We start from the raw sequence: 14,758 nt of genomic DNA, 5'->3' as shown, positions 1-14,758 counted from the left end.
GGGATTTTACTTCCCCTCGAAGAAAATTTATCTTAGTCCCACTTTTTGTTCGTGAGCTTACCCACTGTGTCGCCCTTTATAGGCACCAGATTTGCTCGCGGGCTATTCTTTTAGCTTGTTTCCGGGACAATTATGAGCAAGAGCACCGCTGAGATTCGTCAAGCGTTTCTCGATTTCTTCCATAGCAAGGGACATCAGGTTGTATCAAGCAGCTCTTTGGTCCCTAATAATGACCCTACGCTGTTGTTTACCAATGCCGGGATGAACCAGTTTAAGGATGTCTTCTTAGGTTTGGATAAACGGGCTTATTCCCGTGCGACGACCTCTCAGCGTTGCGTGCGAGCGGGTGGTAAGCATAATGACCTTGAAAACGTAGGTTATACCGCGCGTCATCATACATTTTTCGAAATGTTGGGTAACTTCAGCTTTGGTGATTACTTCAAACATGACGCCATCAATTTCGCTTGGGAGTTATTAACCGGCGAACAGTGGTTTAATTTACCGAAAGAAAAACTGTGGGTAACCGTTTACGAAACTGATGACGAGGCCTACGAAATTTGGGCCAACGAAGTTGGGGTGCCGCGTGAGCGCATTATCCGTATCGGTGATAACAAAGGCGGCGCCTTTGCATCAGATAACTTCTGGCAAATGGGTGATACCGGCCCTTGTGGTCCATGCACAGAGATTTTCTATGACCATGGTGACCACATCTGGGGGGGGCCTCCGGGGTCAGCAGAAGAAGACGGCGATCGCTATATTGAGATTTGGAATATCGTCTTCATGCAGTTCAATCGCCAATCTGACGGTACTATGCTGCCGTTGCCTAAGCCGTCAGTTGATACTGGCATGGGGCTTGAGCGTATTGCTGCGGTATTACAGCACGTTAACTCAAACTACGAGATTGACCTGTTCCGTAATTTGATCAGCGCGGTGGCTGATGTCACGGGTGCAACAGATCTTTCCAGTAAGTCTCTCCGGGTGATTGCTGACCATATCCGTGCTTGTGCTTTCCTAATTTCCGATGGGGTTATCCCGTCGAATGAAAGCCGTGGTTATGTTTTACGCCGCATCATCCGTCGCGCAATCCGTCATGGCAACATGCTGGGCGCTAAAGAGACTTTCTTCTACAAACTCGTAGCGCCATTGATTGCGGTTATGGGCTCTGCTGCTGATGAATTGAAGCAGCAGCAGGCGATGGTAGAGCAGGTTCTAAAAACCGAAGAAGAGCAATTTGCACGGACATTAGAGCGTGGTTTAGCGCTATTAGATGAAGAACTCGGCAAATTGACCGGTGACACTCTTGATGGTGAAACCGCCTTCCGCTTGTATGACACCTACGGTTTCCCGATCGATTTAACCGCAGATGTTTGTCGTGAACGTAACTTGAAAGTAGACGAAGCCGGCTTTGAACAAGCAATGGAAGCTCAACGCCGTCGTGCCCGTGAATCTAGCGGATTTGGTGCAGATTACAACAGCCTTATTCGTGTGGATAGTGCAAGCCAGTTCTCTGGTTATGATCATGTTCATCAGCAGGCGACGGTGACGGCACTATTCCGTAATGGCGCAGCAGTTGATGAGATTCATGAAGGTGAAGAGGCGGTTGTTGTTCTTAATCAGACACCATTCTACGGTGAGTCTGGTGGTCAGGTTGGTGATAAAGGCGAGTTGAAAAATGCGACCGCAACTTTTGTTGTAGGCGATACCCAAAAATATGGCCAAGCTATCGGGCATTTAGGGAAATTGACTCACGGAACGTTGCGAGTTAATCACAGCATTGATGCTCAGGTTGATGTCGCACGGCGTAATCGTATTCGTCTGAATCACTCCGCGACTCATTTACTGCATGCAGCATTACGTAAAACGCTGGGTGAGCATGTGGCTCAGAAAGGCTCGTTGGTGAATGACAAATATCTGCGCTTCGATTTCTCTCATTTTGAAGCCATGAAACCAGAGCAAATTCGTCTGGTAGAAGATATTGTCAATGAGCAGATTCGTCGCAATATGCCGGTTCAAACTGAAGTGATGGAGCTGGATGCGGCAAAAGAAAAAGGCGCAATGGCTCTATTTGGTGAGAAATATGATGACCAGGTGCGAGTTCTGACCATGGGGGATTTCTCAACCGAGCTGTGTGGAGGTACTCACGCTAGCCGTACCGGCGATATTGGCTTGTTCCGCATTTTGTCTGAGTCAGGCACCGCTGCCGGGATTCGCCGTATTGAAGCGGTAACCGGTGAAGGTGCTATTGCACAGTTGCATCAACAAAGTGACCTTTTGGCAGATGTCGCTCATCTGGTGAAAGGCGATACTAATAATCTGGCTGATAAAGTGCGTGCGGTGCTGGATCGTAGCAAAATGTTGGAACGTGAACTCCAACAATTAAAAGATCAGCAGGCTGCGCAGGAAAGTGCCTCATTGTCGTCCAATGCAAAATTGGTCAAAGGTGTGAAACTATTAGTCAGTCAGTTGGATAATATTGAACCAAAAATGCTGCGTACTATGGTTGATGATCTTAAAAATCAGCTAGGGTCCGCTATTATTGTGCTGGCAACAATAGCCGATGATAAGGTCAGTCTTATTGTTGGTGTAACTAAAGACCTCACGAGTAAAATCAAAGCGGGTGAGTTGATCGCGGATATTGCTCAACAAGTTGGTGGTAAAGGCGGTGGGCGCCCTGATATGGCTCAAGCAGGTGGGACTGATGTCCAAGCATTGCCAGCTGCATTGGCAAGTGTTGAGGCATGGGTTGAATCCCGGCTATAAATAAAGAATGACCTATTAAATCAATACGCCATATCTCTATGCGAGGTATGGCGTTTTTCAATTTTCCTGTCATAGTTCAATCACAAAGTTAAACGCAAAGTTGTTTGCTTCAGCTAAACTTGTATTAGTTAGAGACTTGACCAAGCTACTTACATTTTATGTGAATGTGATGGCTTACGTTTTCACGGTGTATGATGGATAATGGCGGGGAAACAGAGAGACCCGACTCTTTTAATTTTTCAAGGAGCAAAGAATGCTTATTCTGACTCGTCGAGTTGGTGAAACACTCATGATTGGCGATGAGGTTACGGTTACTGTATTAGGGGTTAAAGGCAACCAAGTTCGAATTGGTGTAAATGCTCCGAAAGAGGTTTCTGTTCACCGTGAAGAAATCTACCAGCGTATCCAAGCAGAAAAGTCTCAACCGACGACTTACTGATTTTGAAGAAGCGTCTCGTGTTTCACGAGGCGCTACTGCCCTATTTATTCCCCTCATTCCGCCGTTTATCCATTTTTTATGTTCTTATTCCCGTAATAATTATCTGTTCGCGACCAATTTAATGGGGCAACCAAGATGATTTTCTTTTTTCCCTCATCAACTTCCATCACAATAAACACTATGTTGCCTGTTGATAAAACACTCTTTTTGACGTCAAACTGGTCATGTTGCGTGTGAATTGTGCAATTGAACGTGAGTTAGGAAAAATTGTTTGACTTATAAGTGCGGGAAAGTAATATGTGCGCCACGCAGTGCCGATGAGCTTCTTCAAAAGCAAGTTAGGCACAATTCGCAAGAAGCGTATGGTGAGGTGGCCGAGAGGCTGAAGGCGCTCCCCTGCTAAGGGAGTATACGGTCAAAAGCTGTATCGAGGGTTCGAATCCCTCCCTCACCGCCATTTACTATGCACCCATAGCTCAGCTGGATAGAGTACTCGGCTACGAACCGAGCGGTCGGAAGTTCGAATCTTCCTGGGTGCACCATATTTTGCAGTATGGTGAAATAGTTAAATGAACATCAGGTAGTGTCAAAGAATTAATTGCACCCATAGCTCAGCTGGATAGAGTACTCGGCTACGAACCGAGCGGTCGGAAGTTCGAATCTTCCTGGGTGCACCATCTTCTAGGTCATCAATCTTGTTGTTAAGTTTCACTTGTTGAAACGCTCCTGAAAAATTAGATACACAAAACTGCACCCATAGCTCAGCTGGATAGAGTACTCGGCTACGAACCGAGCGGTCGGAAGTTCGAATCTTCCTGGGTGCACCATATTAAGAAACCTCGCTACGGCGGGGTTTTCTGTTTTCTAGTGCTCAGAGTCCGTATAGAACCGAGCGGTCGGAAGTTCGAGCCGAGCGAAGCGAGACAACGTTGCTTTAGCAACGGCCCGTAGGGGCGAGGCGTTAGCCGAGTCATCTTCCTGGGTGCACCATATTAAGAAACCTCGCTACGGCGGGGTTTTCTGTTTTCTGGGCCTAGATCATTTCATGACTGACCAATTTAAACCTTTTCACCTTCCTATCTTGCTATTCACTCGCCAACTTATTATTTTTTATCATTCTGGATGGCATGACGATCAATTGATAAGTTTATTTTTTGATTAAATTCAATTGATTATACAGTAAGCGACAATCTGGCTGGTTTACGATAAAGTAGCTTTTCATTTTCTCCCAGGTCGTGGGGTCACGATGTACGATCTCTATGAAGGTCTGATTTTTGATATGGATGGCACCATCCTGGATACTGAATCCACCCATCGCCAAGCATGGCGTCAGGTGTTAACACCTTATGGTATGCAGTTTGACGAGCAAGCTATGGTGGCATTGAATGGTTCACCAACGTGGCAAATTGCCCGTGTAATCATTGCAAACCATCAATCAGATCTGGATCCTCATTTATTGGCCGCAGAAAAAACCGCATTGGTGAAAACGATGCTGTTGGACAATGTGAAGCCTCTGCCGCTCATAGACGTGGTTAAAGCCTATCATGGGCGCAAACCTATGGCTGTGGGAACAGGAAGCGAACACGCCATGGCTGAGATGCTTTTAGGGCATCTTGGCTTACGTGACTATTTTGATGCCATTGTCGGTGCGGATGATGTCACCAAACATAAACCTGAGCCTGAGACATTCTTGCGCTGTGCGCAATTACTCGGTGTCCGTCCTGATCAATGCGTAGTCTTTGAAGATGCTGACTTTGGTGTCGAGGCTGCAAAAAGGGCGAATATGGCAATAGTTGATGTGCGCTTGCTGTGAGTAGTACGCTCGCTATTGCTTCATTATTTGGGAGTAGCTTCCTTAGCGCGACACTCTTACCCGGAAATTCTGAAATTCTGTTAGTCACCCTATTAACGGCAGGTAGTGCGCCAGCCTTGATGCTGGTGTTGTCTGCTACCGTCGGAAATACGTTAGGGGGGCTAACAAATGTTGTTATAGGCCGTTTATTACCGGAACTGAAGCCACAGCGTGGGATGAGCACAGCACTAGGCTGGCTTCAACGCTTTGGCCCCGCGGCTTTGTTACTAAGCTGGTTACCGGTAGTGGGCGATTTGATGTGTGTGTTGGCAGGCTGGTTGCGTATGCCCTGGGGTCTTGTGGCTTTTTTTCTGTGTTTGGGAAAAGCATTGCGTTATATCGTGTTAACGATAATTACGTTGCAAGGAATCGCGTGGTGGCAGTAAAGAATGTGACAAACTTACGTAGTCACATCTATGCAGTTTCAGTATGCTGACGAGTTATGGTTTTCAAGAGCGGGAGGTCGATTTGATCCCGGATGTATCACACGCGCTGACTTGGTTGGAAGCGCATCCTAAAGCCCTGAAAGGGATCCGTCGCGGTATTGAGCGGGAAACATTGAGAGTCACTGCCGATGGCCAACTCGCCTCGACGGGCCATCCAGAGTCGCTGGGTGCGGCATTGACACATCAGTGGATTACTACCGACTTTGCTGAGGCATTGCTGGAATTCATCACGCCAGTCGATGGTGATATCGATCATCTGCTGACTTTTTTACGTGATATTCACCGCTATACCGCACGTAAATTGGGTGATGAACGCATGTGGCCACTTAGCATGCCTTGTTTTATCGGTGCCGAGCAGGATATCGAACTGGCTAAATATGGTTCATCCAATATTGGTCGTTTCAAAACACTGTACCGTGAGGGGTTAAAAAACCGTTACGGCGCACTGATGCAAACTATTTCCGGCGTGCACTATAACTTCTCTTTGCCATTGGAGTTTTGGCAGGCATGGGCCGGTGTTACCGATGAGAAAAGTGGTAAGGAAGAGATTTCCGCAGGATATTTTCGCCTGATCCGCAATTACTACCGCTTTGGTTGGGTTATTCCTTATCTGTTTGGTGCTTCTCCGGCCATTTGCTCATCATTCCTGCAAGGGCGTGAGACAGCGTTGCCGTTTGAACGTAATGATCAAGGAATGTGTTATTTGCCGTATGCCACCTCATTGCGCCTGAGTGACTTGGGTTATACCAATAAATCACAAAGCAATTTGGGCATCACGTTTAATGACTTGCACACCTATGTTGCAGCACTGAAACGCGCGATTCAAACGCCATCAGAAGAATATGCAGCCTTGGGGCTAAAAGACGGTGATCGTCATCTGCAATTGAATACCAACGTACTGCAAATCGAAAATGAGCTGTATGCTCCAATTCGGCCTAAACGGGTTACCCGAGTCGGTGAGTCGCCATCTGATGCTTTGTTACGCGGTGGTATCGAATATATCGAAGTACGTTCGCTGGATATCAATCCATTCTCACCGATTGGTGTTGATGCTGTGCAAGCGCGCTTCCTTGATCTCTTCTTGATTTGGTGTGTGCTGGCGGATGCGCCTGAAATGAGCAGCGATGAATTGCTGTGTACTCGTAAGAACTGGAATCGGGTCATTTTAGAAGGGCGTAAACCGGGTCAGACTATCGGCATGGGTTGCAATGATACCCGTGAGCCACTGGAGAAGGTCGGTAAAGATCTGTTTGCGGACTTGCGTCGTGTTGCAGAAGTTTTAGATGGGAAAGATAGCACTGAGTATCAACAGGTCTGTGATGAGCTGGTCGCATTCTTTGATGACCCAAGTTTGACGTTCTCTGCGCGTATTTTGCAAGCGATGAAAGAAAATGGTATTGGTGGTGTTGGCCTTGAGTTAGCTGAACGTTATCGCGAAATGTTGCAAAGTGAGCCATTGGAGTTGCTGACGGAAGAGCAATTATCTGAGGAGGGTGCTGCATCATGGGTACGCCAACGTGAGTTGGAACTCAAAGATAAGCTAAGCTTTGAAGAGTATTTGGTACTGCACGGCGGCCAATAAAAAGAAAAGGCCACATTGCTGTGGCCAAATTAACATCTCTGATAACAGGGATGATGATAACAAATGCGCGTCTTTCACATATTAAGACGCGCAGGAAAGAAAAAAGTTTCACGAGTTGCGAAAAAAGATCGAATAAAAATTATTTTTTTATGAGGAGGTGACTAAATGCCATTATTGGATAGCTTTACCGTAGACCATACCATCATGAAAGCACCCGCAGTTCGCGTTGCCAAGACGATGAAAACCCCTCATGGTGACGAGATAACAGTATTTGATTTACGCTTCTGTGTGCCAAATAAAGAAGTGATGCCTGAGCGTGGGATCCATACATTGGAGCACTTGTTTGCGGGTTTCATGCGTAACCATCTTAATGGCAATGGTGTTGAGATTATCGATATCTCGCCGATGGGATGCCGTACCGGTTTCTATATGAGCTTGATTGGAACACCAGATGAGCAGCGTGTTGCTGAGGCCTGGAAAGCAGCAATGGAAGATGTGTTGAAAGTCACCGATCAGCGGAAAATCCCTGAGCTAAATGAGTATCAGTGCGGTACTTATCATATGCACTCGCTGGAAGAGGCGCAGGACATTGCCAAAGGCATTATTGACCGCGGTGTGCGCGTCAACCACAACGAAGAGTTGGCTTTGCCGAAAGAAAAACTGAAAGAGCTACATATCTAGCTTTCAGTCATTGATAGATAAACATAAAAAGACGCTCATAAGGCGTCTTTTTTACTGACAGCAGGGGGATTAGATCCAGTGATTACAGGGGATGGTTATCCGGTAGAATAGGTGTTACCCGCACTCGCTTAATCATGTTCTCTTGCACATCCAGTACATCAATCAAATAATTCCCAATGCGAACCTGAGCATCTATTTGTGGAATATCTTCTAACTCTTCCAACAACATGCCATTGATTGTGCGGGCATCGACAGGTAACGACCAGTTAAATGCTTTGTTCAGTTCACGAACACTGGCACTACCATCAATCAAAACAGAACCATCACTCTGTGGATTGACCTCTTCAGCAAGTGTTGGGGACATGGATGTTGTGAAGTCACCCACGATCTCTTCCAAAATATCTTCGACCGTCACTAAACCTTGAATATCGCCATACTCATCGACAATCATGCCGACTTTCTCTTTATTACGCTGGAATTTCACCAACTGTACGTTCAGCGGTGTGCCTTCAGGAATAAAGTAAATCTCATCGGCTGCTCGCAGTAGATTCTCTTTGTTGAACTCTTTTTTTTCCATCATAAGCCGATAAGCTTCCCGCACACGTAGCATGCCTATAGCATCATCCAACGATTGGCGATAGAGCACGATACGGCCATGAGGTGAGTGGGTAAGTTGGCGCATGATTGATTTCCAATCGTCATTGATATCAATACCAATCACTTCATTGCGCGGCACCATAATATCGCTGACTGTGACCTTTTCCAGATCCAGCACCGATATCAGCATGTCTTGATTACGGCGAGAGATTTGTGAATGGGACTCATTCACAATACTGCGTAATTCATCTTTACTCACGGCATCACTGCTGTGCACATTCCCACGGATACCACATAGACGCATTAATCCTCGGGTAATGGTATTGAGCAACCAAACCAATGGCAGCATGATTTTTTGTAGGGGGGCAAGTAATACACTACTGGGGAAGGCCACGCGCTCAGGATAAAGTGCCGCGATGGTTTTGGGCATGACTTCAGCAAAAATCAGCACGACAAACGTCAGAACCCCAGTGGCAATTGCAACCCCGGCATTCCCATATAAACGGATACCGATGATTGTCGCGAGCGCGGAAGCCAGAATATTGACCAGATTATTACCAATTAGCACTAGGCTTATCAGGCGGTCAGGGCGGCGTAGTAGTTTCTCAACCCGGCGAGCGGCACGATTGCCTTGCTTAGACAAGTGGCGTAAACGATAGCGATTCAGAGTCATCATGCCGGTTTCGGAGGCAGAAAAATAAGCCGAAACCACGACCATAATGACAAGAATGATGAGAAGCGTGCTAGTTGATATGTGATCCAACGCAGAGTTCCTTAATTGCTATGTAGGCCATATATGAGTGAGTTAAATCATGATTAAGGAACCATGATTTCCTGAACCAGTCGGCTACCAAAATAAGCCAGTGTAAGCAAAAGCGCACCCGCAAAACTGAACCAAATTACTCTGCGCCCACGCCAACCCTCATGATAATGGCCCCATAATAGAACGATATAAACAAACCACGCCATGGTCGATAACACCGCTTTATGGACGTTTTCCTTGCTAAAAATATTGTCCATATACAACAAGCCGGTACAGAGTGTCAGTGTGAGTAGTACCACACCAATTTGCGTAATATGGAACATTTTACGCTCAATGCTCATCAAAGGAGGCATATCGGTATTAAATGTGACTTTCTTATTCTTTAACTGGTAATCGAGCCAAGCCAGTTGTAGGGCATAGAGTGCTGCGATGATAAGCGTTGCGTAGGCAAAAAGTGCGAGTCCAATGTGGACGAAAATAGCAGGGCTGGCTTCTAGATGGGTAATAAACTCCCCCGGCAACAAGCTGGCCAACGCTAAATTTATCATGGCAAAGCTATAGACAATAGGTAGTAAGAACCAACCTCGCCCTTGAGAGGCGACAATCGTCATGATGGTGCAGATCATTAGCCCAACAATGGAGCCAATATTCAATAAAGTCAGATTCTGGCCTCCACCGACATCAAAAACCTGATGCTTTAGAGCAATAGCATGGCACACTAGCGCCACGACAGCAGAAAGCAGTGCTAACCGTCGGTAAGCACTGCTTTTCTGCACCAGACTAGGGACAATCAAGCCCAAGCTGAGTGAATAAGCGATCAAAGCCAAAATAGAGAACACGGGCATAGCGTTATATAGGCATCGGCTAAGTGAATTAGATAGCCAGTATAGCGTTGAGCGCGTCCCTCTCCAACCGTTCTCCGATGTGGGGGCAGAGATCGTTTAAGCTTCGTGTTATAATCCCCGCCATTGTGTCGCCAGAGCGGCCTGTTTCCACGTTGAGTATGAGACAATGTTTGAGAACTTAACTGATCGATTGTCGCGCACACTGCGCAATATCAGCGGCCGTGGCCGGCTGACAGAAGAAAATATTAAAGAAACGCTACGTGAAGTTCGCATGGCGTTACTTGAAGCTGACGTTGCTCTTCCGGTTGTCCGCGATTTTATCAACCGAGTAAAAGAGAGTGCTGTCGGGCATGAGGTGAACAAAAGCCTCACGCCAGGTCAGGAATTCGTCAAAATAGTTAAAAATGAACTTATTGCCGCGATGGGCGAGGTTAATAACGAGCTGAATCTGGCGGCACAACCGCCCGCAGTGGTGTTAATGGCCGGTCTGCAAGGTGCGGGTAAAACCACCAGTGTGGCTAAACTGGGTAAGTTCCTGAAAGAAAAACAGAAGAAAAAAGTACTGGTGGTTTCAGCTGACGTGTATCGCCCTGCGGCGATCAAACAGTTGGAAACTCTGGCTCAGGGTGTTGGTATTGATTTCTTCCCGTCTGATGTACAAGAAAAGCCGATTGATATCGTTAATCGTGCTCTGCAACAGGCAAAACTCAAGTTTTATGATGTCCTGATTGTCGATACCGCCGGTCGTTTGCACGTTGACGAAGCGATGATGGACGAAATCAAACAGGTCCATGCCGCGATTAATCCGGTTGAAACACTGTTTGTTGTCGATGCCATGACCGGTCAGGATGCAGCCAACACGGCAAAAGCATTCAACGAAGCCTTACCGCTTACTGGTGTGGTTCTGACCAAGGTTGATGGTGATGCGCGTGGTGGTGCTGCTCTGTCCATTCGCCATATTACGGGCAAGCCGATTAAATTCCTCGGTGTTGGTGAAAAGTCAGAAGCACTTGAGCCATTCCACCCAGATCGCGTGGCCTCTCGTATTTTGGGTATGGGCGACGTACTGTCACTGATTGAAGATATTGAAAGTAAAGTTGACCGTGCGCAGGCCGAAAAACTCGCCACTAAGCTGAAAAAAGGCGATGGCTTTGATCTCAATGACTTCTTGGATCAACTGAAACAAATGCGCAACATGGGTGGCATGGCCAGCATGTTAAGCAAAATGCCGGGGGCAGGCCAACTGCCCGACAACGTGAAATCACAGATGGATGACAAAGTGACGGTGCGAATGGAGGCTATCATCAACTCGATGACGCTGAAAGAGCGCGCCAAACCTGAGATTATCAAAGGTTCACGTAAGCGTCGTATCGCAACCGGATCAGGTGTGCAGGTGCAGGATGTTAACCGCTTGCTTAAGCAGTTTGATGACATGCAGCGCATGATGAAGAAGATGAAAAATGGCGGTCTGGCTAAAATGATGCGTGGCATGAAAGGTATGATGCCACCAGGTTTCCCTGGCCGCTAAGGTCATTTGGCGCTGTGGTGTTCACCAGCGTGAAGTGAGTAAAGATTTCCCGCTGAAAACAGCGGTAAACGAAGAGAATTTGACTCATTACAAATCTAGCGCATAGGAATCTACGCTTTAGATTGCTTTTTGCGCCAAAATGAGTAAAATTTTCGGGCTTTTTATATTGCAACTGGACCCCGTTCCCCGATGGGGTCCAGTTGTTTTATTAACTAAAGAGGATGTTATGGTAACAATTCGTTTGGCTCGTGGCGGCGCTAAAAAGCGTCCGTTCTATCAAGTAGTAGTGACCGACAGCCGTAATGCTCGTGACGGTCGTTTCATCGAACGTGTAGGCTTCTTTAACCCGATCGCATCTGGTCAGGCTGAAGCTCTGCGTTTGGATCTGGACCGTATCGAACATTGGATTGGTCTGGGTGCAACAGTTTCTGATCGCGTATCTGCGCTGATCAAAGACGCTAAGAAAGCAGCTTAATCTGTCGCGGTGGTGGTTATTATGAGCAAACAACTCAATCCAGTGGTTCCCGAACAGCCGATTGTTCTCGGTAAAATGGGTTCAACTTACGGCATTCGCGGTTGGCTCAGAGTATTTTCATCCACCGAGAACGCCGAAAGCATTTTCGATTACCAGCCGTGGTTTATCCAGCAGGCCGGTAAGTGGCAGCATGTCGAGTTGGAAGACTGGAAGCGCCACAGTCAGGATCTGATCATTAAAGTTAAAGGTGTTGATGATCGAGATGCCGCGAATTTACTGACTAATTGCGAAATTGTCGTCGATTCGAAGCAACTACCCCCATTAGGTGATGATGATTACTACTGGAAAGACCTTATGGGTTGTCAGGTAGTAACAACCACCGGTTATGAACTAGGCAAAATCATTGATATGATGGAAACCGGTTCTAACGATGTGATGGTAGTGAAGGCAAACCTGAAAGATGCATTCGGTATGAAGGAGCGGTTGGTCCCGTTTCTTCATGGGCAGGTTATCAAGAATGTCGATCTCACTGCTCAACGTGTTGAAGTAGATTGGGATCCTGGTTTTTGACCTCCGAACTAAACGGCAAAAGTGAGTGGAACAAAACAATGTGGATCGGTGTTATTAGCCTGTTTCCCGAGATGTTCCGCGCGATAACCGATTACGGGGTAACTGGCCGGGCAGTAAAAAATGGCCTGCTGAGCGTGCAGTGTTGGAGTCCTCGTGACTTTACCTACGATCGGCATCGTACCGTGGATGACCGTCCCTATGGCGGTGGCCCGGGAATGCTGATGATGGTGCAACCGCTAAGGGAAGCCATTCATGCAGCAAAAGCAGCGGCAGGCGAGGGAGCAAAGGTGATTTATCTGTCACCTCAAGGGCGCAAACTGGACCAACAGGGTGTTTGCGAACTGGCAACTAACCAGAAGATGATTCTGGTGTGTGGTCGGTACGAAGGAGTTGATGAGCGCGTAATCAAAACTGAAATTGATGAAGAATGGTCAATTGGTGATTATGTTCTCAGCGGTGGCGAGCTGCCAGCAATGACTTTGATAGATTCAGTATCCCGCTTTATTCCGGGTGTGCTGGGTCATCAGGCCTCTGCAGAGGAAGATTCCTTTGTTGATGGATTGCTGGATTGCCCACACTACACTCGTCCTGAGGTGTTGGAAGGGATGGAGGTTCCGCCAGTTTTACTGTCGGGCAACCATGCCGAGATTCGTCGCTGGCGCTTAAAGCAGTCGCTGGGCCGTACCTGGCTTAGAAGACCTGAACTTCTAGAAAGCCTAGCTCTGACTGACGAGCAAATGGTGTTGCTGGCTGAGTTCCAACGGGAACACAAGCCCTGAGCAACAGAACTATGAAAGGAACATTGTGCTGCGTGCCAATTTCCTGATATATCAGTTTACCTAGGGTAAGAGACTTATTATGAGCAATATTATCAAGCAAATCGAACAAGAGCAGATGAAGCAAGATGTACCTGCATTCCGTCCGGGTGATTCCGTGGAAGTTAAGGTATGGGTTGTGGAAGGTTCTAAAAAGCGTCTGCAGGCATTCGAGGGCGTGGTTATCGCTATTCGTAACCGCGGTCTGCATTCTGCGTTCACCGTTCGTAAAATTTCCAACGGCGAAGGTGTTGAGCGTGTATTCCAAACTCACTCCCCAGTAATCGACAGCATTACTGTGAAACGTCGTGGTGCCGTTCGTCAAGCGAAACTGTACTATCTGCGTGAGCGTACTGGTAAGTCAGCTCGTATCAAAGAGCGTCTTAACCGTATTAACTAAGATTCAGCTCAGGCTTCATCCAAAAGTTAATAGTTATGAAGGGGTTAGCCATGTGCTAACCCCTTTTTTATGCATATTTTAGCAGACGAAAAAATTCGTTAGACATTGTTTAGAGGGATGGGGGAAAAACAGGCAGGAATCAGCGTGGCATAGCACCACGCTAAAAAGTAACGTTATTACAGGCCGTAAACCAGAGTCACCGAGGTTGTGGTATCTGTATTTTTGGGAGCACTTGCAGGCGGCTTGGTGTTGTAGGTTGCAACATAGGCTAAACGTAATGCGAAGCTCTTATTGATTGCGACATTCAGCGCCGTTTCAGAGTTCAATGTGGTTTCTTCGTTTGCTAATGCTGAAACGCCTTCACTGAACACTGTGTTATCCGTTAGCTGATAAGTATAGTTACCACCGGCATACGCCAATGCTTTTGTCGCACGGCCACCTTCATAAAACTCATCATGGCGCACACCTGGACCAAATTCCACCCGCAGATTATGCAGCGGTGTGGTCATAATCTGGCGACCATAACCGGTGGTCAAAACAGAGCGCGAATCAAAACCGTTATAGCGATCATTTAACCAACTAGCCTGTCCGAACAGATAGTTACGGTCAGTTAGGTTATAGCGAGTACGCCCACCTAATTGATACCGCTCGGAAGAACGTTGATTGTTTGAGCTGGTATTACGTGCTGCTCCCCACAAACTGTAGGCTGTGTTGGGCTGAAACCAAGTTAATGTCGAGTTAGCGGTCAGTGTTGAGTTGGTTGTATTACCTGACTGCGCGGTATAACCCGCTTCGACAGTGCCATCAAAGCTCTTCTTGGCTGTAGCTGGATCGTCTAAGGCAGTAAAAACAGTCGCGTCAGCAAGAACTGAGGTGCTGATTAGGGATAAAGCGAGTGTGCTGATATAAAACGGCAACGCCCTGGTATGACGCAAAGAAAACATAATAGGTCCATGGTGAAAAAGATGATGTTTGTGATGCGGGTCGCATTGTAGCAGTAGTAAT

General features: G+C 47.0%; 14 protein-coding genes, 4 tRNA genes and 1 other RNA gene. 16 read left to right on the top strand and 3 right to left on the bottom strand.

Annotation, left to right across the window (positions count from 1 at the left end):
- Positions 1–132 precede the first annotated feature (132 nt).
- From alaS to luxS, 11 genes are all read left to right on the top strand, one after another.
- On the top strand, positions 133–2,760 hold the full coding sequence (gene alaS / locus ACIOG0_RS17110) for an alanine--tRNA ligase (protein WP_128451244.1): 2,628 nt from the start codon (positions 133–135) through the stop codon (positions 2,758–2,760).
- 253 nt (positions 2,761–3,013) lie between these two features.
- Entirely contained in the window at positions 3,014–3,199 is a 186-nt protein-coding gene (csrA, locus tag ACIOG0_RS17105) for a carbon storage regulator CsrA (protein WP_002209449.1), read from the top strand.
- 364 nt (positions 3,200–3,563) lie between these two features.
- Positions 3,564–3,656: transfer RNA gene (locus tag ACIOG0_RS17100), tRNA-Ser, on the top strand.
- Between the two features lie 8 nt (positions 3,657–3,664).
- A tRNA-Arg gene (locus tag ACIOG0_RS17095) sits at positions 3,665–3,741 on the top strand.
- A 58-nt stretch (positions 3,742–3,799) separates the two neighbouring features.
- Positions 3,800–3,876: transfer RNA gene (locus ACIOG0_RS17090), tRNA-Arg, on the top strand.
- A gap of 73 nt (positions 3,877–3,949) precedes the next feature.
- Positions 3,950–4,026, top strand: a tRNA-Arg gene (locus ACIOG0_RS17085).
- Between the two features lie 37 nt (positions 4,027–4,063).
- A non-coding RNA gene (locus ACIOG0_RS17080) (RtT sRNA) lies at positions 4,064–4,189 on the top strand.
- A gap of 256 nt (positions 4,190–4,445) precedes the next feature.
- Complete coding sequence (gene yqaB / locus ACIOG0_RS17075) at positions 4,446–5,012, top strand: fructose-1-phosphate/6-phosphogluconate phosphatase (protein WP_050100179.1); 567 nt, start codon at positions 4,446–4,448, stop codon at positions 5,010–5,012.
- A complete protein-coding gene (locus ACIOG0_RS17070) occupies positions 5,009–5,437 on the top strand; it encodes a YqaA family protein (RefSeq protein ID WP_050100178.1) in 429 nt (142 codons plus the stop codon). Before yqaB ends, ACIOG0_RS17070 begins: the two co-directional genes overlap by 4 nt.
- A gap of 43 nt (positions 5,438–5,480) precedes the next feature.
- Positions 5,481–7,079, top strand: a complete 1,599-nt coding sequence (gene gshA, locus ACIOG0_RS17065) for a glutamate--cysteine ligase (RefSeq protein ID WP_186004138.1) — start codon at positions 5,481–5,483, stop codon at positions 7,077–7,079.
- Positions 7,080–7,244: 165 nt separating this feature from the next.
- On the top strand, positions 7,245–7,760 hold the full coding sequence (luxS, locus tag ACIOG0_RS17060) for an S-ribosylhomocysteine lyase (RefSeq protein ID WP_050100177.1): 516 nt from the start codon (positions 7,245–7,247) through the stop codon (positions 7,758–7,760).
- Between the two features lie 82 nt (positions 7,761–7,842).
- On the opposite strand, the gene ACIOG0_RS17055 is transcribed toward luxS, so the two are convergent.
- On the bottom strand, positions 7,843–9,120 hold the full coding sequence (locus ACIOG0_RS17055) for an HlyC/CorC family transporter (protein ID WP_141135207.1): 1,278 nt from the start codon (positions 9,118–9,120) through the stop codon (positions 7,843–7,845).
- A 53-nt stretch (positions 9,121–9,173) separates the two neighbouring features.
- Entirely contained in the window at positions 9,174–9,965 is a 792-nt protein-coding gene (locus ACIOG0_RS17050) for an inner membrane protein YpjD (RefSeq protein ID WP_050100176.1), read from the bottom strand.
- A 166-nt stretch (positions 9,966–10,131) separates the two neighbouring features.
- On the opposite strand from ACIOG0_RS17050, the gene ffh reads away from it, so the two are divergent.
- The 5 genes from ffh to rplS all read left to right on the top strand — a co-directional run bounded on the left by ffh (position 10,132) and on the right by rplS (position 13,753).
- The gene (gene ffh, locus ACIOG0_RS17045; protein WP_050100174.1) at positions 10,132–11,493 is read left to right on the top strand and encodes a signal recognition particle protein; all 1,362 of its coding nucleotides are present in this window, start codon (positions 10,132–10,134) and stop codon (positions 11,491–11,493) included.
- Between the two features lie 226 nt (positions 11,494–11,719).
- Positions 11,720–11,968, top strand: coding sequence for a 30S ribosomal protein S16 (rpsP, locus tag ACIOG0_RS17040; RefSeq protein ID WP_004877236.1), 249 nt, complete (start codon positions 11,720–11,722; stop codon positions 11,966–11,968).
- Between the two features lie 21 nt (positions 11,969–11,989).
- A complete protein-coding gene (rimM, locus tag ACIOG0_RS17035; protein ID WP_050140573.1) occupies positions 11,990–12,538 on the top strand; it encodes a ribosome maturation factor RimM in 549 nt (182 codons plus the stop codon).
- A gap of 38 nt (positions 12,539–12,576) precedes the next feature.
- Positions 12,577–13,317, top strand: a complete 741-nt coding sequence (gene trmD, locus ACIOG0_RS17030) for a tRNA (guanosine(37)-N1)-methyltransferase TrmD (RefSeq protein ID WP_004393426.1) — start codon at positions 12,577–12,579, stop codon at positions 13,315–13,317.
- A gap of 79 nt (positions 13,318–13,396) precedes the next feature.
- Entirely contained in the window at positions 13,397–13,753 is a 357-nt protein-coding gene (gene rplS, locus ACIOG0_RS17025; protein WP_042547926.1) for a 50S ribosomal protein L19, read from the top strand.
- A gap of 176 nt (positions 13,754–13,929) precedes the next feature.
- On the opposite strand, the gene ACIOG0_RS17020 is transcribed toward rplS, so the two are convergent.
- Entirely contained in the window at positions 13,930–14,697 is a 768-nt protein-coding gene (locus ACIOG0_RS17020; protein WP_050100170.1) for a YdiY family protein, read from the bottom strand.
- Positions 14,698–14,758: the final 61 nt, after the last annotated feature.

Origin of the sequence: Yersinia vastinensis (genome assembly GCF_044905075.1) — a bacterium.
GTDB lineage: Bacteria > Pseudomonadota > Gammaproteobacteria > Enterobacterales > Enterobacteriaceae > Yersinia > Yersinia vastinensis.
Note: the sequence above shows the minus strand (reverse complement) of the source record. Positions and strands in the feature narration are given on the sequence as shown.